At 73.9% G+C, this 23,738-nt stretch carries 21 protein-coding genes and 6 tRNA genes; 17 read left to right on the top strand and 10 right to left on the bottom strand.

Going from position 1 to position 23,738, the window contains the following annotated elements:
• Positions 1-192 precede the first annotated feature (192 nt).
• The 3 genes from argH (at position 193) to HHL19_RS25330 (ending at position 3,872) form a co-directional block, all read left to right on the top strand.
• Positions 193-1,623, top strand: a complete 1,431-nt coding sequence (argH, locus tag HHL19_RS25320; RefSeq protein WP_169092645.1) for an argininosuccinate lyase — start codon at positions 193-195, stop codon at positions 1,621-1,623.
• Positions 1,624-1,761: 138 nt separating this feature from the next.
• A complete protein-coding gene (locus tag HHL19_RS25325) occupies positions 1,762-2,313 on the top strand; it encodes a TetR/AcrR family transcriptional regulator (RefSeq protein WP_169092646.1) in 552 nt (183 codons plus the stop codon).
• Positions 2,310-3,872 (top strand): MFS transporter, encoded by a 1,563-nt coding sequence (locus tag HHL19_RS25330; protein WP_169092647.1) that lies wholly within the window; start codon positions 2,310-2,312, stop codon positions 3,870-3,872. Before HHL19_RS25325 ends, HHL19_RS25330 begins: the two co-directional genes overlap by 4 nt.
• Before the next feature lie 102 nt (positions 3,873-3,974).
• Here the strand turns inward: HHL19_RS25330 and HHL19_RS25335 are convergent, their stop codons facing one another.
• Entirely contained in the window at positions 3,975-4,649 is a 675-nt protein-coding gene (locus tag HHL19_RS25335; RefSeq protein ID WP_169092648.1) for a lysophospholipid acyltransferase family protein, read from the bottom strand.
• 223 nt (positions 4,650-4,872) lie between these two features.
• On the opposite strand from HHL19_RS25335, the gene HHL19_RS25340 reads away from it, so the two are divergent.
• From HHL19_RS25340 to HHL19_RS25350, 3 genes are all read left to right on the top strand, one after another.
• Positions 4,873-6,066, top strand: a complete 1,194-nt coding sequence (locus tag HHL19_RS25340) for a glycerophosphodiester phosphodiesterase (RefSeq protein WP_169092649.1) — start codon at positions 4,873-4,875, stop codon at positions 6,064-6,066.
• A gap of 93 nt (positions 6,067-6,159) precedes the next feature.
• Positions 6,160-6,702, top strand: coding sequence for a sigma-70 family RNA polymerase sigma factor (locus HHL19_RS25345; RefSeq protein WP_169092650.1), 543 nt, complete (start codon positions 6,160-6,162; stop codon positions 6,700-6,702).
• 25 nt (positions 6,703-6,727) lie between these two features.
• On the top strand, positions 6,728-7,207 hold the full coding sequence (locus HHL19_RS25350; protein ID WP_169092651.1) for a GNAT family N-acetyltransferase: 480 nt from the start codon (positions 6,728-6,730) through the stop codon (positions 7,205-7,207).
• Between the two features lie 6 nt (positions 7,208-7,213).
• Here the strand turns inward: HHL19_RS25350 and HHL19_RS25355 are convergent, their stop codons facing one another.
• Positions 7,214-7,645 carry a hypothetical protein gene (locus HHL19_RS25355; RefSeq protein WP_169092652.1) on the bottom strand — a complete coding sequence of 144 codons (432 nt, stop codon included), beginning with the start codon at positions 7,643-7,645 and terminating at the stop codon, positions 7,214-7,216.
• Positions 7,646-7,647: 2 nt separating this feature from the next.
• The gene (locus tag HHL19_RS25360; protein WP_169092653.1) at positions 7,648-8,010 is read right to left on the bottom strand and encodes a hypothetical protein; all 363 of its coding nucleotides are present in this window, start codon (positions 8,008-8,010) and stop codon (positions 7,648-7,650) included.
• 551 nt (positions 8,011-8,561) lie between these two features.
• On the opposite strand from HHL19_RS25360, the gene HHL19_RS25365 reads away from it, so the two are divergent.
• From HHL19_RS25365 to HHL19_RS25400, 8 genes are all read left to right on the top strand, one after another.
• Complete coding sequence (locus tag HHL19_RS25365) at positions 8,562-9,644, top strand: ATP-binding cassette domain-containing protein (RefSeq protein WP_169092654.1); 1,083 nt, start codon at positions 8,562-8,564, stop codon at positions 9,642-9,644.
• Positions 9,641-10,309 (top strand): methionine ABC transporter permease, encoded by a 669-nt coding sequence (locus HHL19_RS25370; RefSeq protein ID WP_031011893.1) that lies wholly within the window; start codon positions 9,641-9,643, stop codon positions 10,307-10,309. The genes HHL19_RS25365 and HHL19_RS25370 overlap by 4 nt, the downstream gene beginning before the upstream one ends.
• Positions 10,310-10,386: 77 nt before the next feature.
• Complete coding sequence (locus HHL19_RS25375; protein WP_169092655.1) at positions 10,387-11,241, top strand: MetQ/NlpA family ABC transporter substrate-binding protein; 855 nt, start codon at positions 10,387-10,389, stop codon at positions 11,239-11,241.
• 126 nt (positions 11,242-11,367) lie between these two features.
• Positions 11,368-12,015: a GNAT family N-acetyltransferase gene (locus HHL19_RS25380; RefSeq protein ID WP_169092656.1), complete on the top strand. Its 648-nt coding sequence runs from the start codon at positions 11,368-11,370 to the stop codon at positions 12,013-12,015.
• 73 nt (positions 12,016-12,088) lie between these two features.
• Positions 12,089-13,312 carry a precorrin-6y C5,15-methyltransferase (decarboxylating) subunit CbiE gene (gene cbiE, locus HHL19_RS25385; protein ID WP_169092657.1) on the top strand — a complete coding sequence of 408 codons (1,224 nt, stop codon included), beginning with the start codon at positions 12,089-12,091 and terminating at the stop codon, positions 13,310-13,312.
• Positions 13,313-13,627: 315 nt separating this feature from the next.
• The gene (cobT, locus tag HHL19_RS25390) at positions 13,628-17,095 is read left to right on the top strand and encodes a nicotinate-nucleotide--dimethylbenzimidazole phosphoribosyltransferase (protein ID WP_169092658.1); all 3,468 of its coding nucleotides are present in this window, start codon (positions 13,628-13,630) and stop codon (positions 17,093-17,095) included.
• Between the two features lie 369 nt (positions 17,096-17,464).
• Positions 17,465-18,706 carry a uroporphyrinogen-III C-methyltransferase gene (cobA, locus tag HHL19_RS25395; RefSeq protein WP_169092659.1) on the top strand — a complete coding sequence of 414 codons (1,242 nt, stop codon included), beginning with the start codon at positions 17,465-17,467 and terminating at the stop codon, positions 18,704-18,706.
• 90 nt (positions 18,707-18,796) lie between these two features.
• Complete coding sequence (locus HHL19_RS25400; RefSeq protein WP_169092660.1) at positions 18,797-19,615, top strand: RNA methyltransferase; 819 nt, start codon at positions 18,797-18,799, stop codon at positions 19,613-19,615.
• A gap of 10 nt (positions 19,616-19,625) precedes the next feature.
• Here HHL19_RS25400 and HHL19_RS25405 read toward each other — a convergent pair whose 3' ends face one another.
• On the bottom strand, positions 19,626-20,795 hold the full coding sequence (locus tag HHL19_RS25405) for a serine/threonine-protein kinase (protein ID WP_169092661.1): 1,170 nt from the start codon (positions 20,793-20,795) through the stop codon (positions 19,626-19,628).
• Between the two features lie 505 nt (positions 20,796-21,300).
• Here HHL19_RS25405 and HHL19_RS25410 point away from each other — a divergent pair.
• The 3 genes from HHL19_RS25410 to HHL19_RS25420 all read left to right on the top strand — a co-directional run bounded on the left by HHL19_RS25410 (position 21,301) and on the right by HHL19_RS25420 (position 22,965).
• Positions 21,301-21,468, top strand: a complete 168-nt coding sequence (locus tag HHL19_RS25410) for a hypothetical protein (RefSeq protein WP_189949504.1) — start codon at positions 21,301-21,303, stop codon at positions 21,466-21,468.
• 175 nt (positions 21,469-21,643) lie between these two features.
• Complete coding sequence (locus HHL19_RS25415) at positions 21,644-22,630, top strand: aminoglycoside phosphotransferase family protein (protein ID WP_169092663.1); 987 nt, start codon at positions 21,644-21,646, stop codon at positions 22,628-22,630.
• A gap of 47 nt (positions 22,631-22,677) precedes the next feature.
• Entirely contained in the window at positions 22,678-22,965 is a 288-nt protein-coding gene (locus tag HHL19_RS25420) for a zf-TFIIB domain-containing protein (RefSeq protein WP_169092664.1), read from the top strand.
• Positions 22,966-23,086: 121 nt separating this feature from the next.
• Here HHL19_RS25420 and HHL19_RS25425 read toward each other — a convergent pair.
• The 6 genes from HHL19_RS25425 to HHL19_RS25450 all read right to left on the bottom strand — a co-directional run bounded on the left by HHL19_RS25425 (position 23,087) and on the right by HHL19_RS25450 (position 23,653).
• Positions 23,087-23,158 (bottom strand) — tRNA-Val (locus tag HHL19_RS25425).
• 27 nt (positions 23,159-23,185) lie between these two features.
• Positions 23,186-23,260 (bottom strand) — tRNA-Val (locus HHL19_RS25430).
• Positions 23,261-23,287: 27 nt separating this feature from the next.
• Positions 23,288-23,362: transfer RNA gene (locus HHL19_RS25435), tRNA-Val, on the bottom strand.
• A 32-nt stretch (positions 23,363-23,394) separates the two neighbouring features.
• Positions 23,395-23,466: transfer RNA gene (locus tag HHL19_RS25440), tRNA-Val, on the bottom strand.
• 1 nt (position 23,467) lies between these two features.
• Positions 23,468-23,541, bottom strand: a tRNA-Cys gene (locus tag HHL19_RS25445).
• A gap of 39 nt (positions 23,542-23,580) precedes the next feature.
• Positions 23,581-23,653 (bottom strand) — tRNA-Gly (locus tag HHL19_RS25450).
• Between the last annotated feature and the right edge of the window lie 85 nt (positions 23,654-23,738).

Consider the following 23,738-nt stretch of genomic DNA (forward strand, 5'->3'; position numbering starts at 1 on the left):
CGCGCGCCCGGCGCCCACCGTCGAGGCCGTGTCCTTGCCGTGCGGAAGCCGTTCTCCCCCGCGGAGGCACTGCGTGGGGACCGGCAGCCGTTCGCTCGTCAAGCGACGGATCGCTTGATTGACGAATCATGCGGAGTTCTGCATACTCATGCATCAAGGGTTTCGGATCATCGAGGCGAGGAGCAACCAGAAGTGAGCAGCAACAACGGTGACGTCCGGCTCTGGGGCGGGCGCTTCGCCGACGGTCCCGCCGAGGCCCTCGCGAAGCTCTCCGCCTCCGTGCACTTCGACTGGCGCCTCGCGCCCTACGACATCGCCGGATCCCGGGCCCACGCGCGCGTGCTCCACAAGGCCGGGCTGCTCACCGAGGACGAGCTGACCCGCATGCTGGCCGGCCTGGATCGGTTGGAGGCGGACGTCGCCGACGGCTCCTTCGTCGGCACCATCGCCGACGAGGACGTCCACACCGCCCTGGAGCGCGGCCTCCTGGAGCGCCTCGGCGCCGAGCTCGGCGGCAAGCTGCGCGCCGGCCGGTCCCGGAACGACCAGGTCGCCACCCTCTTCCGGATGTACCTCCGCGACCACGCCCGGATCATCGGCGGGCTGATCGCCGAGCTCCAGGACGCGCTCGTCGGCCTCGCCGAGGCGCACCCGGACGTCGCCATGCCCGGCCGGACCCACCTCCAGCACGCCCAGCCGGTGCTCTTCGCCCACCACGTGCTCGCCCATGTGCAGTCCCTCTCCCGGGACGCCGAGCGGCTGCGCCAGTGGGACACCCGGACGGCGGTCTCCCCGTACGGCTCCGGCGCCCTCGCCGGCTCCTCCCTCGGCCTCGACCCGGAGGCGGTGGCGAAGGACCTCGGCTTCGAGCGGGGCAGCGCGGGCAACTCGATCGACGGCACGGCCTCCCGCGACTTCGTCGCCGAGTTCGCCTTCATCACCGCGATGATCGGGGTGAACCTCTCCCGGATCGCCGAGGAGATCATCATCTGGAACACGAAGGAGTTCTCCTTCGTCACCCTCCACGACGCCTTCTCCACCGGCTCGTCGATCATGCCGCAGAAGAAGAACCCGGACATCGCCGAGCTGGCCCGCGGCAAGTCCGGCCGCCTCATCGGCAACCTTTCCGGTCTGATGGCCACCCTCAAGGCCCTGCCGCTCGCCTACAACCGCGACCTCCAGGAGGACAAGGAGCCGGTCTTCGACTCCTGCGACCAGCTGGAGATCCTGCTCCCCGCCTTCACGGGCATGATGGCCACGCTCACCGTCAACCGCGAGCGCATGGAGGAGCTGGCCCCGGCCGGCTTCTCCCTCGCCACCGACATCGCCGAATGGCTGGTCAAGCAGGGCGTCCCGTTCCGCGTCGCCCACGAGGTCGCCGGCGAGTGCGTGAAGGTCGCCGAGTCCGAGGGCAAGGAGCTGGACGAGCTCACGGACGAGCAGTTCGCCAAGATCTCGGAGCACCTCACCCCCGAGGTCCGCACCGTCCTCGACGTCCCCGGCGCCCTCGCCTCCCGCGACGGCCGCGGCGGCACCGCCCCCTCCGCCGTAGCCGCCCAGCTCGTGGAACTCAAGGCCGACCTGGTCATCCAGCACGCCTGGTCCACCGCCAAGCAGAAGTAGCCGAGTCCGGCAGTCGAGACGGTTCGCTTCACCGGAAGGCCCCCTTGTGGGGCCTTCCGGCGTTTCCGCGTCCGAGCGCGGGGAGCCGCGTACGTCTTGAGTGAGACATGAATGTCTCACTTGGTGTATGGTCGTCTCATGTCAGTCGACCGCACCCAAGTGCTCCGTGCCGCCGCCGCCCTGCTCTCGCGGAAGGCGACCGCCACCATGGACGAGGTCGCCCGGGCCGCCGGTATCGGGCGGGCCACGCTGCACCGGCACTTCGCGGGGCGGGACGCGCTGGTGCGGGCGCTTGAGCAGATGTGCATCGAGGAGGCGGAGGCCGCGCTCGACGCGGCGCGGATCGAGGAGGGGGCGGCCGACGAGGCCGTCCGGCGGCTCGTCGCCGCCTCCGAGCCCGCCGCCCCGCTGCTCGCCTTCCTCGTCACCGAGAACCAGCTGTTCGAGGGCGACGGGCAGAACGAGGGCTGGGCCCGGCTCGACGCACGCCTCGTCGCCCTCTTCCGGCGCGGCCAGGAAGAGGGCACCTTCCGGATCGACCTCAGCCCCGCCTGGCTCTGCGAGGCCTTCTACGGGCTGATCGGCTCGGGCGCCTGGGCCGTCGCCGACGGGCGGGTCGCCGCCAACGACTTTTCTTACATGATCGCCGAGCTGCTGCTCGGCGGAGCGCGCAGGAGCGTGGAGAAGTGACCACCGAAACCGTCCGCTACGACAAGGGCAACGAGGAGAGCCATACCGAGGGCGTGCGCCGTCCCGGCCGGTGGCTCGCCCTCGCCGCGCTCGTCCTGGCCGTGCTGCTCGTGGCCGTGGACGCCACCGTGCTCGGCCTGGCGACCCCCTTCCTCTCCGAGGACCTGAAGCCGACCGGCACCCAGCTGCTCTGGATCGGCGACGTCTACTCCTTCGTCATCGCCGGCCTGCTGGTCTCCATGGGCAGCCTCGGCGACCGCATCGGCCGCAAGAGGCTCCTCCTCGTCGGCGCCGCCGCGTTCGGCGCCGTCTCGGTCCTGAACGCCTACGCGACCAGCCCCGAGATGATGATCGCCGCCCGCGCCCTCCTCGGCGTCGCCGGCGCGACCCTGATGCCGTCCACCCTGGCCCTCATCCGGAACCTCTTCCACGACCCGCGCGAGCGCAGCCTCGCCATCGGCATCTGGGGCGCCATGGCCTCGGCCGGCGCCGCCGTCGGCCCGGTCGTCGGAGGCTTCCTCCTGGAGCACTTCTGGTGGGGCTCGGTCTTCCTCATCAACCTGCCTGTGATGGCCGTCCTGGTCGTCATCGGCGTCAAGCTCATCCCCGAGTCGAAGAACCCGAACCCGGGCCCGTGGGACCTGCCCAGCGTCGGCCTCTCCCTCGTCGGCATGATCGGCGTCGTCTACGCCGTCAAGGAACTGGCCTCGCACGGCCCCACCCTCGACGTCGCCGTCGCCACGCTCGTCGGCGCCGGCGGCCTCGCCGGGTTCGTCCGCCGCCAGCTCACCCTGCCGGCCCCGCTCCTGGACATGCGCCTCTTCCGCAACCGCGGTTTCTCCGGCGCCGTCCTCGCCGACCTGCTGACCATCCTCGGCCTCGCCGGCCTGGTGTTCTTCCTGTCCCAGTTCTTCCAGCTGGTCCAGGGCCGCTCCCCGCTGGAGGCCGGCCTCGCCGAACTGCCCGCCGCGATCGGCTCGGTGACCGCCGGTCTGCTCGCCGGCCGGTTCGCCCGCCGCTTCTCGGTCCGCTCGGTCGTCGCCGGCGGCCTCGCCGCCATCGGCCTCGCCCTCGCGGTCCTGACCGCCATCGGGCAGACCACCGGCTACCCGGTCCTCGGCGCGAGCCTCCTCGTCGTCGGCGTCGGCGCGGGCCTCGCCTTCACCGTCACCGCCGACGTGATCCTCTCCAGCGTCCCCAAGGAGCAGGCCGGCGCCGCGTCCGCCGTCTCCGAGACCGCGTACGAGCTCGGCGCCGCCCTCGGCATCGCCGTCCTCGGCTCCATCGTCACCGGCGTCTACCGGGGCTTCACCACCCCGGCAGGCATCCCCTCGGACGTCGCCGCGGCCGCCCACGACTCGCTCGGCGGCGCCGTCGAGGCGTCCTCGGCCCTCGCCCCCGACCGGGCCGGCGCCCTCGTCTCGGCCGCCCAGGAGGCCTTCGTCGACGGCCTGCGGATCGCCGCCGGCGTCGGCGCGGCCGTCCTCCTCGCCACCGCCGTCGCCGCCTGGTTCCTCCTCAGGGACCAGAAGCTCGCGGACGGCGCCGTCGAGCACTGACGCACCCCGCCCGACGCACGACACGCACGACATGCACGACGCGCACGAGGGCGCCCCCGGAACGATTCCGGGGGCGCCCTCGTCGCGTACGACGGCCGACCGCTACGCGGCCTCCTTCGCCTTCGTGGCGTACATGTCCACGTACTCCTGGCCCGACAGCCGCATGACCTCCGCCATCACCGAGTCCGTCACCGCGCGCAGCACGTACCGGTCGCGGTCCATGCCCTCGTAGCGGGAGAACTCCAGCGGCTCGCCGAAGCGGACCGTCACCTGCACCGGCCGCGGGAAGCCCGCGCCGCCCGGCTGCGCCCGGTCCGTGCCGATCATCGCGAAGGGGATCACCGGCGCGCCGGTCATCAGCGCCAGCCGCGCCACTCCCGTACGGCCCCGGTACAGGCGGCCGTCGGGGGAGCGGGTGCCCTCCGGGTAGATCGAGAAGACCTTGCCCTCCTCCAGGACCCTGCGGCCCGTCATCAGCGCCGCGACACCGCCCCGGCCGCCGTCCCGGTCCACCGGGATCATGCCGACGCTGGTGAAGAACCAGGCCATCAGCCGGCCCTTGATCCCCTTGCCCGTCACGTACTCGTCCTTGCCGATGAAGAAGACCTGGCGGTCCAGGCAGATCGGCATGATCATCGAGTCGATGAAGGTGAGGTGGTTGCCCGCGAGGATCACCGGCCCGGTCCCGGGGACGTTCTCGGCGCCCTCGACACGGGGGCGGAACATCAGACGCAGGATCGGACCGAGGGTGGCCTTGACGATCGCGTGACGGGACAACGGTTCCTCCGGTGTCGGGCGGGCGGCTCCGGGGAGCCGACGGTGCAGCACGCGACGATACTCGCGGGTCACCGCCGTGCGCACATCGGGTTCACCGAACGGATACACGGTGTTGACGCGTGTTTCCGCCAAGTTCCGCCCGGGTCTGCCGCCCGTAGGGGCACGGTGCCTACCGTCGGGTCCACCCGACGACAGGTGCGGGACATCACACAGGAGGACCTCCATGACCCAGGGCGCACCCCGGACCCCGGCCCGCCGCACGGTACTCGGAGCGGCCGGCGCCGCCGCATTCGGCGTCTCCGCCGGTCTCGCCGCCGGCGCGGGCACCGCGCAGGCCGCCGGGACCGGCCGCCCGCACGGCCGGGGCCACGGTCAGGGCCACGGCAGCGGGCGCGGCTACCGCTCGCTCCCCGTCCCCACCGTCATCGCCCACCGGGGCGCCAGCGGCTACCGCCCCGAGCACACCCTCGGCTCCTACCGGCACGCCCTGGACCTCGGCGCCCACGTCATCGAACAGGACCTCGTCCCCACCAAGGACGGGCACCTGGTCTGCCGCCACGAGAACGACATCACCGGCACCACCGACGTCGCCGACCACCCCGAGTTCGCCTCGCGGAAGACCACGAAGTCGGTCGACGGCGTCGCGTACACCGGCTGGTTCACCGAGGACTTCACCCTCGCCGAGCTGAAGACCCTCCGCGCCCAGGAGCGCATCCCCGGCACCCGCCAGGAGAACACCCTCTACGACGGCCGCTGGACCGTCCCGACCTTCGAGGAGGTCCTGCGCTGGGCCGACGAGGAGGGCCGCCGCCGGGGCCGCGAGATCTGGCTCCACGTCGAGACCAAGCACCCCACCTACTTCCGCTCTATCGGCCTCGGCCTGGAGGAGCGCCTGGCGAAGCTGCTCCGCCGCCACGGCCGCCACCGCGCGGACTCCGCCGTCTTCCTGCAGTCCTTCGAGCCCGGCAGCATCCAGCGCCTGGCGAAGCTGGTCGACTCCCCGCTGGTGGTGCTGCTCTCCGGCGCGCACACCCGCCCCTGGGACTTCGTCGAGTCCGGCGACCCGCGCACCGTCGCCGACCTCGTCACCCCGGCCGGACTGCGCTGGATCGCCTCGTACGCCCAGGGCATCGGCCCCACCCTCGACCTGGTGATCCCCAAGGACGCCACGGGCCGGCTCACCACCCCCACCACCCTGGTGCGCGACGCCCACGCCGAGGGCCTGATCCTCCACCCGTACACCCAGCGCAACGAGAACACCTTCCTGCCGGCCGACTTCCGCAAGGGCACCGACCCGGCCGCGTACGGCGACGCCTTCGGCGCCCTGCGGCGGTACTTCGAGACCGGCATCGACGGCATCTTCTCCGACAACGCGGACACCGCCCTGCTCGCCGCCGAGGACTTCCGCACCCGCTGACCCGGGCGGCCACCCGGCCGGTGCCGTACGCCGACCGGGTGGTTCCCCCGCCGGGGCGCAACCGCGCCCCCGCGCCGCCGCATCGTGGCGGGCATGACCTCCCCGGAGACCCTCCTCGCCACCCTCACCCCGCTCCTCGCCGCCGAGTCGCGCGCCGAGGCCGCGGCCGCCGGCATCGACCCCGCCGACCTCGAACAGGCCGTCTGGCTCCGCCTCCTGGAACGGCTCAGCGCCGACGACGCCCCCGAGCGCCCCGCCGACTGGCTCCGCCGGGCCGTCCGCGCCGAGGCCCGCCTGGCCCGCCGCACCACCGGCCGGGAGCGCCCGTACCACGGCGACGCGCCGCCCGACGCCCGCCACGAGGCCCCGGACCCCGAGGGCTCCGCCCTCACCGCCGAACGCCGCCGCACCCTGCGCGCCGCCGTCACCCGGACGCCCGGCCGCTGCCCCCGCCTCCTGCACGCGATGCTCGACCCCGCGGACCCCACCTACCGGGAAATCGCAGGAACGTTGGGTATCTCACAAGGCAGCCTGGGGCCGATGCGTTCCCGCTGCCTGGGATGCCTGCGCAGAATGCTCGCGGCAGAGGTTCCCGCATCCGGTCGACGGGGAAGGGTGCGGGGGACCGATCGGTGATCAGATGAGCGGGAGGCATGCGCACATGGGCCTGAGTGTGACCATCTCGGCGGCGGCCGCGGACGACGCGGAGCAGATCCTGAAGCTCCAGTACCTCTGCTACCAGAGCGAGGCCGAGCTGTACGGCGACTGGTCCATCGAGCCGCTCACCCAGCCGCTCGACGCCGTCCGCGCCGAGCTGGCCGAGGGCCACGCCCTGGTGGCCCGGCTCGGCGACGAGGTCGTCGCCTCCGTCCGCGCCCGCACCGACGAGGACGGCACCGTCCACATCGCCAAGCTCATCGTCCACCCGCGCCTGCGCCGCCACGGCATCGGCGGCCGGCTCCTCGACGCCATCGAGCGCCACGTCGCCGGGGCGGACACCGCGCCCAAGCGCTTCCAGCTCTTCACCGGCCACCGCAGCGAGGGCAACCTCCGCCTCTACCGCGCCCGGGGCTACGCCCAGGTCGGCGCCCGCGAGGTCGGCCCCCGGCTCACCCTCGTCACCCTGGAGAAGGCCGCCTGACACGGCTCAGGCGGTACGCGACCGCCTGAGCCACCAGATGCCCGTCAGCGGCAGCAGCACCGGGATGAAGACGTAGCCGTACCCGAAGTCCGACCAGACCGTCGCGTCCGGGAAGGCGGACGGGTCGAGCAGCGTCCACGTCCCCACCACCAGCACGCCCGCGAGCTCGGCGGCGCAGCACACCAGCGCCGCCCTGCGGGCCGTCTCCCCGCCCCGCACAAGCGTGTACGTGATGAAGACGTACACGACCGCCGCCACCGCCGACAGCGTGTACGCCAGCGGGGCCCGGTCGAACTCGGTCGACACCTGGTAGATCGAGCGCGAGACCGCGCCCACCGACATCACGCCGTACAGCCAGACGAGCAGCATGCCCGGGCCCCGGACGAGCCGGGTCCGCCCCGGCTTCGCGTCCTGTGCCGTCTCCACCGTCTCCGCCATGGTCAGCCCACCGTCCAGATGTCGAAGAGACGCACTTCCAGGACGGCGAGCACGACCGCGCCCGCCGCCACCGTCGCCGAGCCCCAGCGGCTCCGCTCCGCCAGCGACATGAACCCGGCGATCGGCACCGCGCACAGGGCGCCGAGCAGATAGGAGACGAAGATGACCGTCCCCTCCTCGGCCGTCTCGCCGCGGACCAGCTGCACGATGCCGACGATCAGCTGGACCAGGACCAGGAAGGTCACCACGGCCATGCCGATGAAGTGCCAGTCCTTGGTGGGCTGGTCCCGGTAGGCGGCGAAGCCGCACCAGGCGGCGAGGGCGAGCGCGGCCACCGAGACCGCGACCGTGAGGGCGTCAAGCATGCGCCCGAGGGTATTACGGGCCGAATGGCCCGATGCGCTCGGCCCCGCCGAGGCCCGCCGGGCCCCGTGGCAGGACCCGCGGAGGGACCGTGGCCTTGGCCACATCCGGCTCCGGCGGACGGCCCGCCCGGACCGGCTCCCGCGCAGCCCGCACAGGGCCCGGCGGCCCGCCGGAGCCGTCCGCCCCACGTCTCAAGGCTGTCCGATATACGGACACCGGACTTCCGTTCGCACCTGCGCATGCTTTACTTCAGCCATGACCACGACGAGCAGCCGCATCCTTGCGACCGAGGCGAACACGACGCCCGGTGCTCGTCGTATGTGTCGAATGTGCGCCATCTGAGGGCCCCCGCCTGAGCCTCGCGCCCCGAAGCGAGACCCGACGGCCGAGCCGATCCGCCCGCCCACCGGCGACGGACGTGCCCGCCCCGCGCACACCGCCCCCGGCCACCCGCCGGAGCGGCCCCCCGTGCGCCTGACTGTCCGAAATGACGAATGCCCCGTGCACGGCGGACCCACGCGTCGCGCACTCGACAGTGACGGAAACCCCTGTGATCACCACTTCGGGCCTGACCAAGGTCTACGAGTCACGTGGCCGCCAGGTCACCGCCCTGGACGGCGTCGACCTCCACGTCCGCGAGGGCGAGGTCTTCGGCGTGATCGGCCAGAGCGGCGCCGGCAAGTCCTCCCTCATCCGCTGCGTCAACCTCCTGGAGCGCCCCACCTCCGGCACGGTGACCGTCGACGGCGTCGACCTCACCGCCCTCGCCGGCAAGGGCCGCCGCGCCGGCAAGGACCTCCGCCGGGCGCGCAGCAGCATCGGCATGGTCTTCCAGCACTTCAACCTGCTGTCCTCGCGCACCGTCAAGGACAATATCGAGCTCCCCCTGGAGATCCTCGGCGTCCCCGGCGCCGAGCGCTCCCGCCGGGCCCTCGAACTCCTCGACCTCGTCGGCCTCGCCGACAAGGCCAAGAACTACCCGGGCCAGCTCTCCGGCGGCCAGAAGCAGCGCGTCGGCATCGCCCGCGCCCTCGCCGGCGAGCCCAAGGTCCTCCTCTCCGACGAGGCCACCAGCGCCCTCGACCCGGAGACCACCCGCTCGATCCTCCAGCTCCTGCGCGACCTCAACCGCCAGCTCGGCCTCACCGTCCTGCTCATCACGCACGAGATGGACGTCGTCAAGACCATCTGCGACTCCGCCGCCCTCATGCGGAAGGGCCGGATCGTCGAGTCCGGCACGGTCGCCGAACTCCTCGCCACCCCCGGCTCCGAGCTGGCCGCCGAGCTGTTCCCGGTCAGCGGCCAGGCCACCGGCGCCGACCGCACCGTCGTCGACGTCACCTTCCACGGGGAGGCCGCCACCCAGCCGGTCATCTCGCAGCTCTCCCGCACGTACAACATCGACATCTCCATCCTCGGAGCCGCGATGGACACCGTCGGCGGGAAGCAGATCGGCCGGATGCGGATCGAACTGCCCGGACGGTACGAGGAGAACGTCGTCCCGATCGGCTTCCTGCGCGAGCAGGGCCTCCAGGTCGAGCCCGTCGACGACCCGCAGGACGAGACCGGCCCGGCCGCCCCCGCCGTCCCCGCACAGCAGCCGCACGTGCTCGCGAAGGAGAGTGCCAAGTGACCTGGGAAGAGATGCGCCCCCTGCTCGAACAGGGCACGGTCGACACCCTCTACATGGTCCTGTGGGCCACCGTCGTCACCATCGTCGGCGGCCTCCCGCTCGGCATCCTCCTCGTCCTCACCGACAAGGGCGGCCTGCTGCAGAACCGGCCCGTCAACAAGGTCGTCGGTGCGATCGTGAACATCGGCCGCTCGCTGCCGTTCATCATCCTGCTGATCGCCCTGATCCCCTTCACGACCTTCGTCGTCGGCACCTTCATCGGCCCCACCGCGATGATCGTGCCGCTCGCCATCGGCGCCATCCCCTTCTTCGCGCGCCTCGTCGAGACCGCGATCCGCGAGGTCGACCACGGGCTCGTCGAAGCCGTCCAGTCCATGGGCGGCGGCATCCCGACCATCGTCCGCAAGGTGCTGCTCCCGCAGGCCCTGCCCTCGCTGGTCGCCGCCGTCACCACCACCGTCATCGTGCTCATCGGCTACTCCGCGATGGCCGGCGCGGTCGGCGGCGAAGGCCTCGGCTCCAAGGCCGTCACCTACGGCTACCAGCGCTTCGACACCACCTTCATGCTCGTCACCGTCGTCGTCCTGGTCGCGATCGTCACGATCGTCCAGCTCCTCGGCGACGGGGTCGTACGGCTCCTCGCCCGCCGCGGCCGCACCGCCTGACGGGCCCCCAGACCACCCCCCTGAGCCCGGACTTGTTGTCCAGGCGTCCACCGCTCCACCAGAAAGAGGCACTCTTCGTGCGTAAGAACATCAAGCTCGCCGCCGGCTTCGCTTCCGTCACCGCCCTCGCCCTCGGCCTCACCGCCTGCGGCACCTCCTCGGACCCGGCCTCCGCCAAGGACGAGGCCGGCTCCGCCGACAAGGCGCTCGTCGTCGCCGCGTCCCCGACGCCGCACGCCGACATCCTCAAGTTCGTCCAGGACAACCTGGCCGCCAAGGAGGGCCTGAAGCTGGAGGTGAAGGAGTTCACGGACTACGTCCTGCCGAACACCGCCACCCAGAACGGCCAGGTCGACGCCAACTTCTTCCAGCACAAGCCCTACCTGGACGACTTCAACGCGAAGAACAGGACCACCATCGTCCCCGTGGTCGACGTCCACCTGGAGCCGCTCGGCCTCTACTCCACGTCCGTGAAGTCCCTCAAGGACATCAAGGCCGGCCAGACCATCGCCGTCCCCAACGACACCACCAACGAGGGCCGCGCCCTCCACCTCCTCGCCGACAACGGCCTCATCGCCCTCAAGGACGGCGTCGGCACCGACGCCAAGCTCTCCGACATCACCGACAAGAAGGGCCTGGAGTTCAAGGAGCTGGAGGCCGCCACCGTGCCCCGCGCCCTGAACGACGTCGACGCCGCCGTCATCAACGGCAACTACGCGATCGAGGCCGACCTTTCGCCGGCGAAGGACGCCCTGGTCCTGGAGAAGGGCGAGGGCAACCCCTACGCCAACATCCTCGCCGTCAAGAAGGGCGACGAGAAGGACCCGCGAGTCGAGAAGCTCGCCAAGCTCCTCAACTCGCCCGAGGTGAAGAAGTACATCGAGGACACCTACAAGGGCTCCGTCACCCCCGCCTTCGGCGCCGCCGAGTAACGCCGCCGGTACAGTCCTTCACCACAAGGCCCCGCTCGCCCCGTCCGGCGCGCGGGGCCTTGTGCTCACCCGCGCATGCGCGTCGGCCACGCCATGCTGCATGCTGTGCCTTCACGGTCTTCACGTATGGAGCTGCGCATGACTACCACCTTCCCGGAAGTCTCCATCAACACGGAGCGACTGGTGCTGCGCCCGTACGAGGAAGCCGACATCCCCGCCCTCGTCGAGATGATGAACGACGAACTCGTCACCGCCTGGACCTCGGTGCCGCACCCCTACACCCGCGCCCACGCCGAGGACTGGGTCCGCCGGATCGCCCCGGCCGAACGGACCGGCGGCCACGGCATCGTCCTCGCCGTCACCGAGTTCCTGACGCAGCGTCTGGTCGGCACCGTCCACCTCCACTCCACCGACTGGCGCCTCCGGGCCACCGAGGTCGCGTACGTCACGGCCCCCTGGGCCCGCGGCGAGGGCTACGCCACCGAGTCCGTCCTCGCCGTCGCCCAGTGGCTCTTCCGCGACCGCGGCTTCGAACGCCTCCAGCTCCGCACCGCCGCCGACAACACCGCCTCCCAGCAGGTCGCCCAGAAGATCGGCTGCATCAGCGAGGGCGTGCTGCGCAACGCCTGGATAGCGCGCAGCCTCACCGAGAGCGGCGAGTGGACCGACATCCGCACCGACCTCATCCTCTGGGGCCTCCTCCCCGAGGACCTCGACGGCGTCGCCGACCAGATGGCCGAGGCCGGATACTCCTCGTACACCGACTGGAGCTGAGTGTTCCGGGCGCCGGCCCGGGGTACCCTCGACACGCCCCCGACCTGCGACGACACCACAGGAGACAGACGCGATGGCCGATCGGGTCACGGTGATCGGCTGGGACGGCTCGCCCCTCACCGCCGCGGCCCGCTCCGCGCTCTCGGCCGCCACCCTGGTGGCCGGCGCCGCCCACCACCTGGCGCTCCCCGACGTACCCGCCGGCGCCGAGCACGTCCGGCTCGGCAGCGTCGGCCTCGCCGCCCGCCGGATCGCCGGCCACCGCGGCACCGCCGTCGTCCTCGCCGACGGAGACCCCGGGTTCTTCGGCGTCGTCCGCGCCCTGCGCGCCCCCGAGCACGGCCTGGAGGTCGAGGTCGTCCCCGCCGTCTCCTCCGTCGCCGCCGCCTTCGCCCGGGCCGGCATGCCCTGGGACGACGCCCACGTCGTCGTCGCCCACGAGAAGACCCTGCGCCGCGCCGTCAACGTCTGCCGCGCCCACCCCAAGGTCGCCGTCCTCACCTCCCCGGGCGCCGGCCCCGCCGAACTCGCCCTCCTCCTCGACGGCGTCCACCGCACCTTCGTCGTCTGCGAGCAGCTCGGCACCACCCGCGAACAGGTCTCCGTCCTCACCTCCGACAAGGCCGCCGACCACACCTGGCGCGACCCCAACGTCGTCCTCGTCATCGGCGGCGCCGGCGGCACCGGCGCCTCCGCCGCCCCCTGGCTGATGGGCAACGACCCGGCCGCCGGAGCCGTCCGCGGCTGGGCGGGCCGCCCGGAGGAGTACGGCTCCGAGGACGCGCCCGGCATCGGCCACGACCCCACCCTGCGCGCCGTCCAGCTCGCCCGGCTCGGCCCCCGCACCGGCGACCTCGTCTGGGACGTCGGCAGCGCCGGCGGCAGCTTCGCCGTCGAGGCCGCCCGCTTCGGCGCCGCCGTCATCGCCGTCGACGCCGACCCCGCCGCCCGTGCCCGCACCGAGACCGCGGCCCGCCGCCACGGCGTCCTCCTCCAGACCGTCACCGGGCGCGCCCCGCACGTCCTGGAGAGCCTCCCCGAACCCGACGTCGTACGCGTCGGGGCCGGCGGCGTCCCCGTCGTCACCGCCTGCGCCGACCGGCGCCCCGAACGGATCGCCGCCCACGCCACCACCCGCGACGAGGCCGAGGCGATCGGCACCGCCCTCGCCGCCGGCGGCTACGCCGTCGAGACCGTCCTCCTCCAGACCGTCGGCCTCGATCCGGCCGACTGGAGCGAGCGCCGACGCTCCGTCGTCTTCCTGCTCTCCGGCCGCCGGACCACCGGCGCCCCCTGACCCTGCCCGGGCGCCCGGGCAGGTAGGCTGGCCGATTGTTGTACCGCACGGGGAACTTCGGCAGGTTGTTCGTCAATGCCCCGAATCGATGACCGTCTTGACCCGTTCTCGGTGGTCACCGGTGTGCGGGACACCGGGGGGACGGCGCGACGTGGCGCAGTCCACAGCGCACCGTGGCGGATCCGCCTGCCACGATGGGCGCGGGCCGCGACAATGGTCGGGTGACGGTGCGTCTCCGTGCCGCGCGGCGCGGGCGCTCGTTCTCGTTGACGGGCGCGGCTCTGAACGAAGACAACGAATGGGCGAGGGGTACGCATGACGGACACCGGCCAGGTCCCGGGCGAGGGACTGCCGGAGAACGCAGGCATGGTCGAGCAGCCGGGCATCCCCGCTCCGGGCGCGTACACCTACCTGGACCCCTCCGGCCCCACCCCCGGGCAGCTCCCCGAGGAAGACGACATGCTGCTGATGCCGGGCGCCCAGGGCGCCTGGAGCGAGCAGGTCCCCGGCGCGGTGCCCGCCCCGCCGGTCGCCGTCCCGCCCGCGGTCCCGCAGCAGGGCGCCCCCGAGGCCCACGGCCAGGCCGCCCCGATGGGCGACCCGCTCACCGACCCGCTGCCGGACCCCCTCACCGACCCGCTGACCGGGCCGCTGCCGGACGGCCTCGTCCTCGCCGACCAGCTCACCGCCCCGGTCACCCCCGCGCACGGCGTCCCCGTGCCGGGCGCCACCCCGCCGCAGGGCGTGCCGCTGGGCACCCCGGCGCACGGCGTCCCGGTCGCCCCGCAGGAACCCGTCGCCACCGCCCACGGCTACGAGCCCGGCATCCTCGACACCGGCGCCGTCGACCTCGGCGGCGTCCCCGTGCCGCCGCCGGCCGCCCCGCAGCCCGCCCCCGCGCGCCGCCCCCTCCACATGGGCCCGCCGGTGCCCGAGACGGGCGGAGTCGTGCGCTCGCTCGCCGACCGGGGCCCGGCCGCGCCGGTGCCCGCCGCCCCGCAGGTCCCGGCGCCCGCCCCGGAGCCCCTCGTGGCCACCGGTCCCGCGCCCGTGCCCGTACGCACCCCGGGGCCGCCCACCACCGGGCCCGAGTACTTCGACATCGCGCAGGACCAGCAGACGGCCCCGCAGGGCGCCGAGCCGTGGGCCGCGCAGCCGCAGGAGACCCCGGCACCCGCCGAGGCCCCCGCAGAAACGGTCGTTCCGCCGAGCGGCCTCTTCGTCCAGGTCGAGGGCACCGTCCCGACCGCCGAGCAGCCCGCCCCGACCCCGCCGGCCGGGACCTTGATCCCCGCGCCGGAGCCCGTGGAGCCGGAGCCCGTGGCGCCCGAGGCCGTGGAGCCCGAGGCCGTCGCACCCGAGGCCGTGGCGCCCGAGGCCGTCGCACCCGAGGCCCTCGTCCCCGCGCCCCGCGAGCCCGAGGCCGCCGAGGAAGTCGCGCCCGCCGCGGAGCCCGTGGCGGAGGAGCCGGCGGCGGAGGAGCCCGCCGAGGCACCCGTGGCCGAGGTCGTGGAGACCGCCGCGCCCGCCGACGTACCGGCGGAGACCGCACCGGAGGCCCCGGCCGCCGAGCAGCCCGTGGAGCCGGTCGTCGAGCCCGCGGCCGAGCCCGTCGCGGCCGAGCCCGTCGTGGTCGAGCCCGAGCCCGTCGCCGTCGCCGTCGAGGAACCCGTGGCCGAGGAGCCCGCCGCCGAGGCGGCCCCCGTCGAGGTCGCCCCCGAGGTCGTCGCCGAACCCGCCCCCGAAGCCGAGCCGGCGCCCCAGAACGCGGTGGAGACCGCCGTCGAGCCCGAGCCCGCGGTCGAGCCCGAGCCCCAGCCCGTCGCCGCCGAGCAGCCTCCCGCGGAGCCGTCTCCCGCCGAGCAGCCCCCGGCCGAGCAGCCTCCCGCCGAGCCGGCCTTCGCCGACGCCGCCGCCGAGGTGCCCGTCGAGGCCCCCGTCGTCGCCGTGGCCGAGGAGATCCCGGTCGTCGCCGAGGACGCCCCCGAGGCCGAGGCCGCGGCCGACGACGCCGAGGAGCAGGACGAGCAGGAGGAGCAGCCCGAGCCCCGCCCCGCCGCCCCCGGCTACGACGAGGCCGAGCGCGAGGCGGTGCTGCGCGTGATGCGCGAGCGCCGCGACATCCGCAACGGCTTCCGCTCCGACCCGATCCCGCACGAGGTACTGCTCCGCGTCCTGGAGGCCGCCCACACGGCCCCCAGCGTCGGCCACTCGCAGCCCTGGGACTTCGTCGTCATCCGCTCGGCCGAGACCCGGCAGACCATGCACGAGCTGGCCCAGCGCCAGCGCGAGGCGTACGCCAAGTCGCTGCCGAAGGCCCGCGCGAAGCAGTTCAAGGAACTGAAGATCGAGGCCATCCTCGACACCCCGGTCAACATCGTGGTGACCGCCGACCCCACCCGGGGCGGCCGGCACACCCTCGGCCGCTACACGCAGCCGCAGATGGCCCCGTACTCCTCGGCCCTCGCCGTCGAGAACCTCTGGCTCGCCGCCCGCGCAGAGGGCCTCGGCGTCGGCTGGGTCAGCTTCTTCGACGAGCGCGAGATGGTCCGCGCCCTCGGCCTCCCCGACCACCTGGAGGTCGTCGCGTACCTCTGCGTCGGCTACGTCGACGAGTTCCCCGACGAGCCCGAGCTGATGCAGGCCGGCTGGGCCAAGCGCCGCCCGCTCTCCTGGGTCGTCCACGAGGAGACGTACGGCCGCCGCGCCCTGCCCGGCGAGGAGCCGCACGACCTGCTCCAGGAGACCGTCGCCGCCATCCGTCCGCTGGACGCCAAGGCGCTCGGCGAGGCGTGGGAGCGGCAGAAGCGGATGACCAAGCCGGCCGGCGCGCTCGGCATGCTGGAGATCATCTCCGCGCAGCTCTGCGGCCTCTCCCGGGTCTGCCCGCCGCCGATCCCGGAGCCCGCCGCCGTCGCGATCTTCGCCGGCGACCACGGCGTGCACGCCCAGGGCGTCACCCCCTGGCCGCAGGAGGTCACCGGCCAGATGGTGGCCAACTTCCTCGGCGGGGGAGCGGTCTGCAACGCCTTCGCGAACCAGGTCGGCGCCGAGGTCTGCGTCGTCGACGTGGGCGTCGCCGGCGAGCTGCCCGCCACCCCCGGCCTGCTGCCCCGCAAGGTCCGCGCCGGGTCCGGCGACTTCACCACCGGCCTGGCGATGACCCGCGAGGAGACCGTCGCCGCGATCGAGGTCGGCATCGAGACCGCCCGCGACCTCGTCGCGGCCGGGAACAAGGCGCTCCTCACCGGCGAGATGGGCATCGCGAACACCACCGCGTCCGCCGCCCTCATCTCCGTCTTCACCGGCGTCGACCCGGCCGAGGTCACCGGCCGCGGCACGGGCATCAACGACGAGACCCACGCCCGCAAGGTCGACGTGGTCCGCCGCGCCCTCGACCTGCACAAGCCGGACCCGCAGGACCCGATCGGCGTCCTGTCGCAGATCGGCGGCCTGGAGCACGCCGCCCTCGTCGGCTTCATCCTGGGCGCCTCCTCGCTGCGCACCCCGGTGATCCTCGACGGCGTCTCCACCGGCGCGGCCGCCCTGGTCGCCCGCGCCATCGCCCCCGAGTCGCTGGCCGCCTGCATCGCGGGCCACCGCAGCGCCGAGCCCGGCCACGTCGCCGCGCTCAACAAGCTGGGCCTGCGCCCGCTGGTCGACCTGGACCTCCGCCTCGGCGAGGGCACCGGCGCCCTGCTGGCCCTGCCGCTGGTGCAGAGCGCGGCCCGCGCCATGCACGAGGTCGCGACCTTCGACTCCGCGGGCGTCACGGAGAAGTAGCCCGTACGGCCCCGGTGCCGCCGCCCCGCCCGAGGGGACGGCGCCACCGGGGCCGCCCCATGCCCGCGTCCCGTACCCGAGGGACGAGGGTCACAAGGTGCCCACGCCACGTCACCGATATCGTGGTCTCCGGGCCTCCCGCCCGCCCCACCAGCCGCTTCACCGCCGCAGCGGCCCCAGAGCCCGCCCGACCAAGTCCGTCGGGTCCGGCCCGCCCGGCTCGCACGATCGGCGCACGGCCGAAACGCCCGAGTAGCTCCGCTACGAAGGCGCCCCGGCCGCACGCCGAACGCACGCACCGAACGACCCGGCCTGATCCGACGCACAGGGTCGGACAGGCCCCCGCCCCATCCGAGGAGCCGCCCGCACATGGCCCAGCACGTCGAGCCCGCCGAGCACCCCGCCTACCCCGTCGGCCTCCGCCTCGCCGGCCGGCGCGTCGTCGTCCTCGGCGGCGGCACGGTCGCCCAGCGCCGCCTGCCCGCCCTCATCGCCGCCGGCGCCGACATCACCCTGATCTCCCCCTCCGCCACCCCCTCCGTGGAGGCCATGGCCGAGACCGGCGAGATCACCTGGGTGCGCCGCCGCTACGAGGACGGCGACCTGGCCGAGGCCTGGTACGCGCTCGTCGCCACCACCGACGCGGCCGCCAACGCCGCCGCCTCCGCCGAGGCCGAGCGCGCCCGCGTCTGGTGCGTCCGCTCCGACGACGCCGAGGCCGCCACCGCCTGGACCCCGGCCACCGGCCGCGGCGCCGGCGTCACCGTCGCCGTCCTCACCGGCCACGACCCGCGCCGCTCGGCCGCCGTCCGCGACGCGATCCTGGAGGGCCTGCGCGACGGCTCCCTCGCCGCGCCCGCGCAGCGCGCCCGCACGCCGTTCGTCGCCCTCGTCGGCGGCGGCCCCGGCGACCCCGACCTCATCACCGTCCGCGGCCGCCGGCTGCTCGCTGAGGCCGACGTCGTCATCGCCGACCGGCTCGGCCCCCGCGACCTCCTGGACGAGCTGCCGCCGCACGTCGAGGTGATCGACGCGGCGAAGATCCCGTACGGCCGCTTCATGGCCCAGGAGGCCATCAACAACGCGCTGATCGAGCACGCCAAGGCCGGGAAGTCCGTCGTCCGGCTCAAGGGCGGCGACCCCTTCGTCTTCGGCCGCGGCATGGAGGAGGCGCAGGCGCTCGCCGCCGAGGGCATCGCCTGCACCGTCGTGCCCGGCATCTCCAGCTCCATCTCGGTCCCCGGCGCCGCCGGCATCCCGGTCACCCACCGGGGCGTCGCCCACGAGTTCACCGTGGTCAGCGGGCACGTCGCCCCCGACGACCCGCGCTCGCTCGTCGACTGGGCCTCGCTCGCCAAGCTCACCGGCACGCTGGTGATCCTCATGGGCGTCGACAAGATAGGGAAGATCGCCGAGGCGCTCGTCGCCCACGGCAAGGCCCCCGACACCCCGCTCGCCCTCGTCCAGGAGGGCACCACCGCGACCCAGCGCCGGGTCGACGCCACCCTCGCCACCGTCGCCGAGGTGGTGAAGGCCGAGGAGGTCCGTCCGCCGGCCGTCATCGTCATCGGCCCGGTCGTCGCGGAGGGCCCCGACAAGCTCACCCGCTGACGCACCCGACACCCACCCGGCCGGGACGGGCGGCGACCGCCGCCCGTCCCGCGCATTGGCACCACACCCCGGACAAGGCAGTATCACCCCGTGGCCGAAATCATCACGATCACCGACGCCGACGACCCCCGCCTCCACGACTACACCGGCCTGACCGACGTCGAGCTGCGCCGCCGGCGCGAGCCCGCCGAGGGCCTGTTCATCGCCGAGGGCGAGAAGGTCATCCGCCGCGCCAAGCAGGCCGGTTACGAGATGCGGTCGATGCTGCTCTCCGCCAAGTGGGTCGACGTCATGCGCGACGTCATCGACGAGGTCCCCGCCCCGGTGTACGCGATCCAGCCCGACCTCGCCGAGCGCGTCACCGGCTACCACGTGCACCGCGGCGCCCTCGCCTCCATGCAGCGCAAGCCCCTCCCCGACCCCGCCGAACTCCTCGCGGGCGCCCGCCGGGTGGCCGTCATGGAGGCGGTCAACGACCACACCAACATCGGCGCCATCTTCCGCAGCGCCGCCGCCCTCGGCATGGACGCCGTCCTGCTCTCCCCGGACTGCGCCGACCCGCTCTACCGCCGCTCGGTGAAGGTCTCCATGGGCGCGGTCTTCTCCGTCCCGTACGCCCGCCTGGACACCTGGCCGCGCGGTCTGGAGACGGTACGGGAGGCGGGCTTCAAGCTCCTCGCCCTCACCCCGGCCGAGAAGGCCACCGCCATGGACGAGGCCGCCCCGCACCGCCTCGACCGGGTCGCCCTGATGCTCGGCGCGGAGGGCGACGGCCTCTCCACCCAGGCGCTGCGCGCCGCCGACGAGTGGGTCCGCATCCCGATGGCCCACGGCGTCGACTCCCTCAACGTGGGCGCCGCCGCGGCCGTCGCCTTCTACGCGGTCACGGCCGGCCGCCCCGAGGCGTAACCGCCCCGGATCAGCCCTGGAGGGCCTGGGCGGCGGCGATGCCCAGCGCCACCAGCAGGGTCACCACCACGAAGACCACGAGCCGCTGGCGCAGCAGCCGGGGGTTGGCCGGGCGGCGGCCGGTGGACGTCGACCGGGCCCCCGGACGGGTCCCGGGCCGCGACTGCGGATTGCGGGAGCCGCCGGTACGCGGGGGCGCCGAGGGGCGCGAGGACGGTGCCGCCCCGCGCCCCCGGGCCGCGGCGCGCTCCGGCTCGCGGCCCGGCGCGTCCCGCTCCGTGTACCGCTCGGTCGGCCGCAGCGTGCCGCGCTCCTCCATCCGCTCGCGCGGGGCCGGCGGCCGCGCGGACGGCAGGCCCTGCGCCTCGCGGGCCGCGATCTCCTTGAGCCGCATCGACAGCTGGAGGGTGCTGGGCCGGTCTTCCGGGTCCTTCGCCAGACAGGCCCGGATCAGCGGCGCGAGCGCGTCCGGCACCCCCTGGAGCTGGGCCTCCTCGTGGACCACGCGGTAGAGCATGACCTCGGAACTGCCGTGCCCGAAGGGGGAGTCGCCCATCGAGGCGTACGCGAGGGTGGCGCCGAGCGAGAAGACGTCCGTCGCCGGGGTGACGGCCGCGCCCCGCACCTGTTCGGGCGCGAGGAAGCCGGGGGAGCCGACCGCCGTGCCGACGTGCGTGAGGGTGCTGGCCCCGGTGGCCCAGGCGATCCCGAAGTCGATGATGCGGGGGCCCTTGGGGGAGAGCAGGATGTTCGACGGCTTCAGGTCCCGGTGCACGACGCCGGCCTCGTGGACGGCGACCAGGCCCTCCGACAGGGCGGCGCCGATCGAGGCCACGTCGGCGGCCCGCAGCGGACCCTCCTCGGCGACCCGGTCGTGCAGCGAGGGTCCGGGCACGTACTGGGTGGCGAACCAGGGGCGGTCGGCGTCCAGGTCGGCGGCGACGAGCCGGGCGGTACAGCCGCCCCGGATCCGCCGGGCCGCCGACACCTCACGGGCGAACCGCGAGCGGAACTCCTGGTCCTCGGCCAGGTCCGGGCGGATCACCTTCAGCGCCACCCGCTGCCCGCGCCGGTCGGAGCCGAGGTACACGACCCCCATCCCTCCGGCGCCCAGTCTGCGGTGGAGCCTGAACGCCCCGACGATCCGCGGGTCCTCGCGCCGGAGCCGCATCATCGCCATGTCCGTCCCCTCGTCCGTTCGACGTGGCACAGCTTACGTAGTGCCGCCCCCGGGCGCTCATAGGCCGCGCCCTCCCACCGGCTTCGATTGTCAGTGCTGAGGGGGACGGCGGCCCCGTGCCGCCCCGACTCTTCCCGCCAACACCCCTTGCCGTCCAGCCCACTTGACAACGGCCCCGGACAACTCCCGCCGCCCCGCCCCGGGTACCCGCGCCCCGCCCCGCGCACCCCGCCCACCCCGCTCCCGGCCGGACGTGACCCAAGTCACGCGGGGGCGCGTCCCCTCCGGGAAGACCCCCACCCGCGCGCCCCCGTCTCCACCCAGGGGAGTACGCCGGGGGGAGCGGCGTCATCCTCCCGTAGGCCCGGAAGCCGGTACGCGGGCATGACGCCCCGGGCGCTCCCGCTCCCTACTGTTGAGGTCATGCGGTGGGCGCGACTCTCGTCCCCCGAGGAACACGCGCCCACCGCACCGAGAACCGCAAGAGATGCGACAGGAGAGGACCATGGCCCACACGGCACACCGGCCGACCCCCCGCCCCGCGGGACGCCGTCACCCCCTGGTGGCCACCGCCATGGTCCTCCCCCTCGCGGCCCTGCTCGTGGTCGTCTTCGGCGGCTGGGAAGCGGTGGTCACACAGGCGTCGTCCGTGGGCGTGATGCTGGGGCGCTGAGCGGCGCCCCGGACCCGGGTGAGCGGCCCGGGTCGGGAACATCGGCCGACAGCCCCGTGGGGACGGGGGTGCGGCGGACGACAGCGCAGGGGCCGGTCGGCCGGGGAGCCGACCGGCCCCTCCGCGCGTCCGCACCCCGTACGTGCCGCCGGCCCGCGCCGCGTACGCTCGCCGGATGGAGTTCGTGGAGGGCGGCGGTGACGTGCTGGGGGCGCTGGCCCAGATCGCGCGCGGCGCCGTGCACGGTGCGGAGCGGTGCGGCTGCGACCCGGAGGCGGTGCGGGTGCTCGCGGACCGGGACGACGGCGCCGTCGTGCGGCACGGCGGGATCGTCGCCAAGGCGCACGCCCCCGGCACGGAGGACGGCCCGCACGCGGTGCGGCTCGCGCTCGCCGGCGACCCGGCCCTCGCGGCGATCCTCCTGCCGCCGGTCCCGGGGCCCCGGACCGAGCGGGTCGCGGGACGGCCGGTGACGGTGTGGCCGTACGGGCCTCCGGTCGACCCGGGCGACCCCGACGCGGCCCCCTGGGAGGAAGCGGCCCGGCTGCTCGCCCTGCTCCACCGCACCCCGCCCCCGTCCGGCCCGCTGCCCGGGATGCGGGCCCCCGCGAAGGCGGCGCTCGCCGTCGGCCGGATGCTCCGCGCCGCGCCGGACCACCCGGCGACCGCCACGGTCCTCGCGGCCTGGCGCACCGTCACCGAGTCCCTGGGCGAGGGCGGCACCGAGTCCCTGAGTGAGGGCGGCACCGGGGGCACGCGCGCGTACCTCTGCCACGGCGACTTCCACCTCGGCCAGCTCGTCCGGGACCTCGGGGGCGACTGGCGGCTCATCGACGTCGACGACGCGGGGCTCGGCGACCCCGCCTGGGACCTGGCCCGCCCCGCCGCCTGGTTCGCCGCCGGGCTGCTCCCGGCGGCGGTGTGGGCGCGGTTCCTCGGCGCGTACGAGGCGGCCGGCGGTCCGGCCACGCGTCCGGGCCCGGACCCGTGGGCCCGCCTCGACCTGCCCGCCAGGGCCCTGACCGTGCAGACCGCGGCGCTCGCGCTGGCCAAGTCCACGGCGGAGGCCCGCGGGCTCGACGAGGTCGAGGGCGTGATGATCGACACCTGCGCCCGGATCGCTCTCTCCCGAACCGTCCCGGGCTCCGCCGCGTCCTCATAAGCTGAAGCAGTCATACGAACGGCAACGGCAGGGGAGTTGAGCCGAGCATGCAGTGTCCCAAGTGTCACGCGGCGATGCACACGTACAACCGCAACGGCGTCCAGATCGAGCAGTGCAGCGGCTGCCGCGGGATCTTCCTGGACTACGGCGAGCTGGAGGCCCTGACCCGCCTGGAGTCGCAGTGGCAGGCCCCGCCCGCCCCGCCGGCCGGCTACCCGGCCCAGCCCGCCCCGGCCGCCCCGGCCTGGGGCACCCCGCAGGGCGGTCACCACGGCGGCCACCACGGCGGTCACTACCGTCAGCGCGGCTTCGGCCGGATGCTCTTCTCCTCCTGAGCCGTCCCGGCCGGGTCCGCCGCGCGCGGGCCCGGCCGGCGTGCGCGCACCGCTCCGCTCCGCCCGGCACGCACGACGAAGCCCCCGGCCGTGAACCGCGGCCGGGGGCTTCGTCGTTCTGTGCGCGATACTGGGATTGAACCAGTGACCTCTTCCGTGTCAGGGAAGCGCTCTCCCGCTGAGCTAATCGCGCGGGACGCACCCGAAGGTGCAGGAGATGTGGTGCGCGATACTGGGATTGAACCAGTGACCTCTTCCGTGTCAGGGAAGCGCTCTCCCGCTGAGCTAATCGCGCGGGACGCACCCGAAGGTGCAGGAGATGTGGTGCGCGATACTGGGATTGAACCAGTGACCTCTTCCGTGTCAGGGAAGCGCTCTCCCGCTGAGCTAATCGCGCGGGGATCCGAAGATCAGGATCCGAAGATCCAGTGGACGATACTGGGATTGAACCAGTGACCTCTTCCGTGTCAGGGAAGCGCTCTCCCGCTGAGCTAATCGTCCTTGGAGGTGGAGACGGGATTTGAACCCGTGTAGACGGCTTTGCAGGCCGTTGCCTCGCCTCTCGGCCACTCCACCAGGAGTGATAACGGGGGTTCGGGAAGATCCCCCACATCGAGCGGACGACGAGATTCGAACTCGCGACCCTCACCTTGGCAAGGTGATGCTCTACCAACTGAGCCACGTCCGCTTGTCGTTTCCGGCCCGCTTGCGCGTCCCGGCGACGTGTTGAACTCTAGCGGATTCCCGGGCCAGTACAAAAACGCGTTTCCGCA

Origin of the sequence: Streptomyces sp. R302 (assembly GCF_012927245.1) — a bacterium.
In the GTDB taxonomy this organism is placed as follows: Bacteria; Actinomycetota; Actinomycetes; order Streptomycetales; family Streptomycetaceae; genus Streptomyces.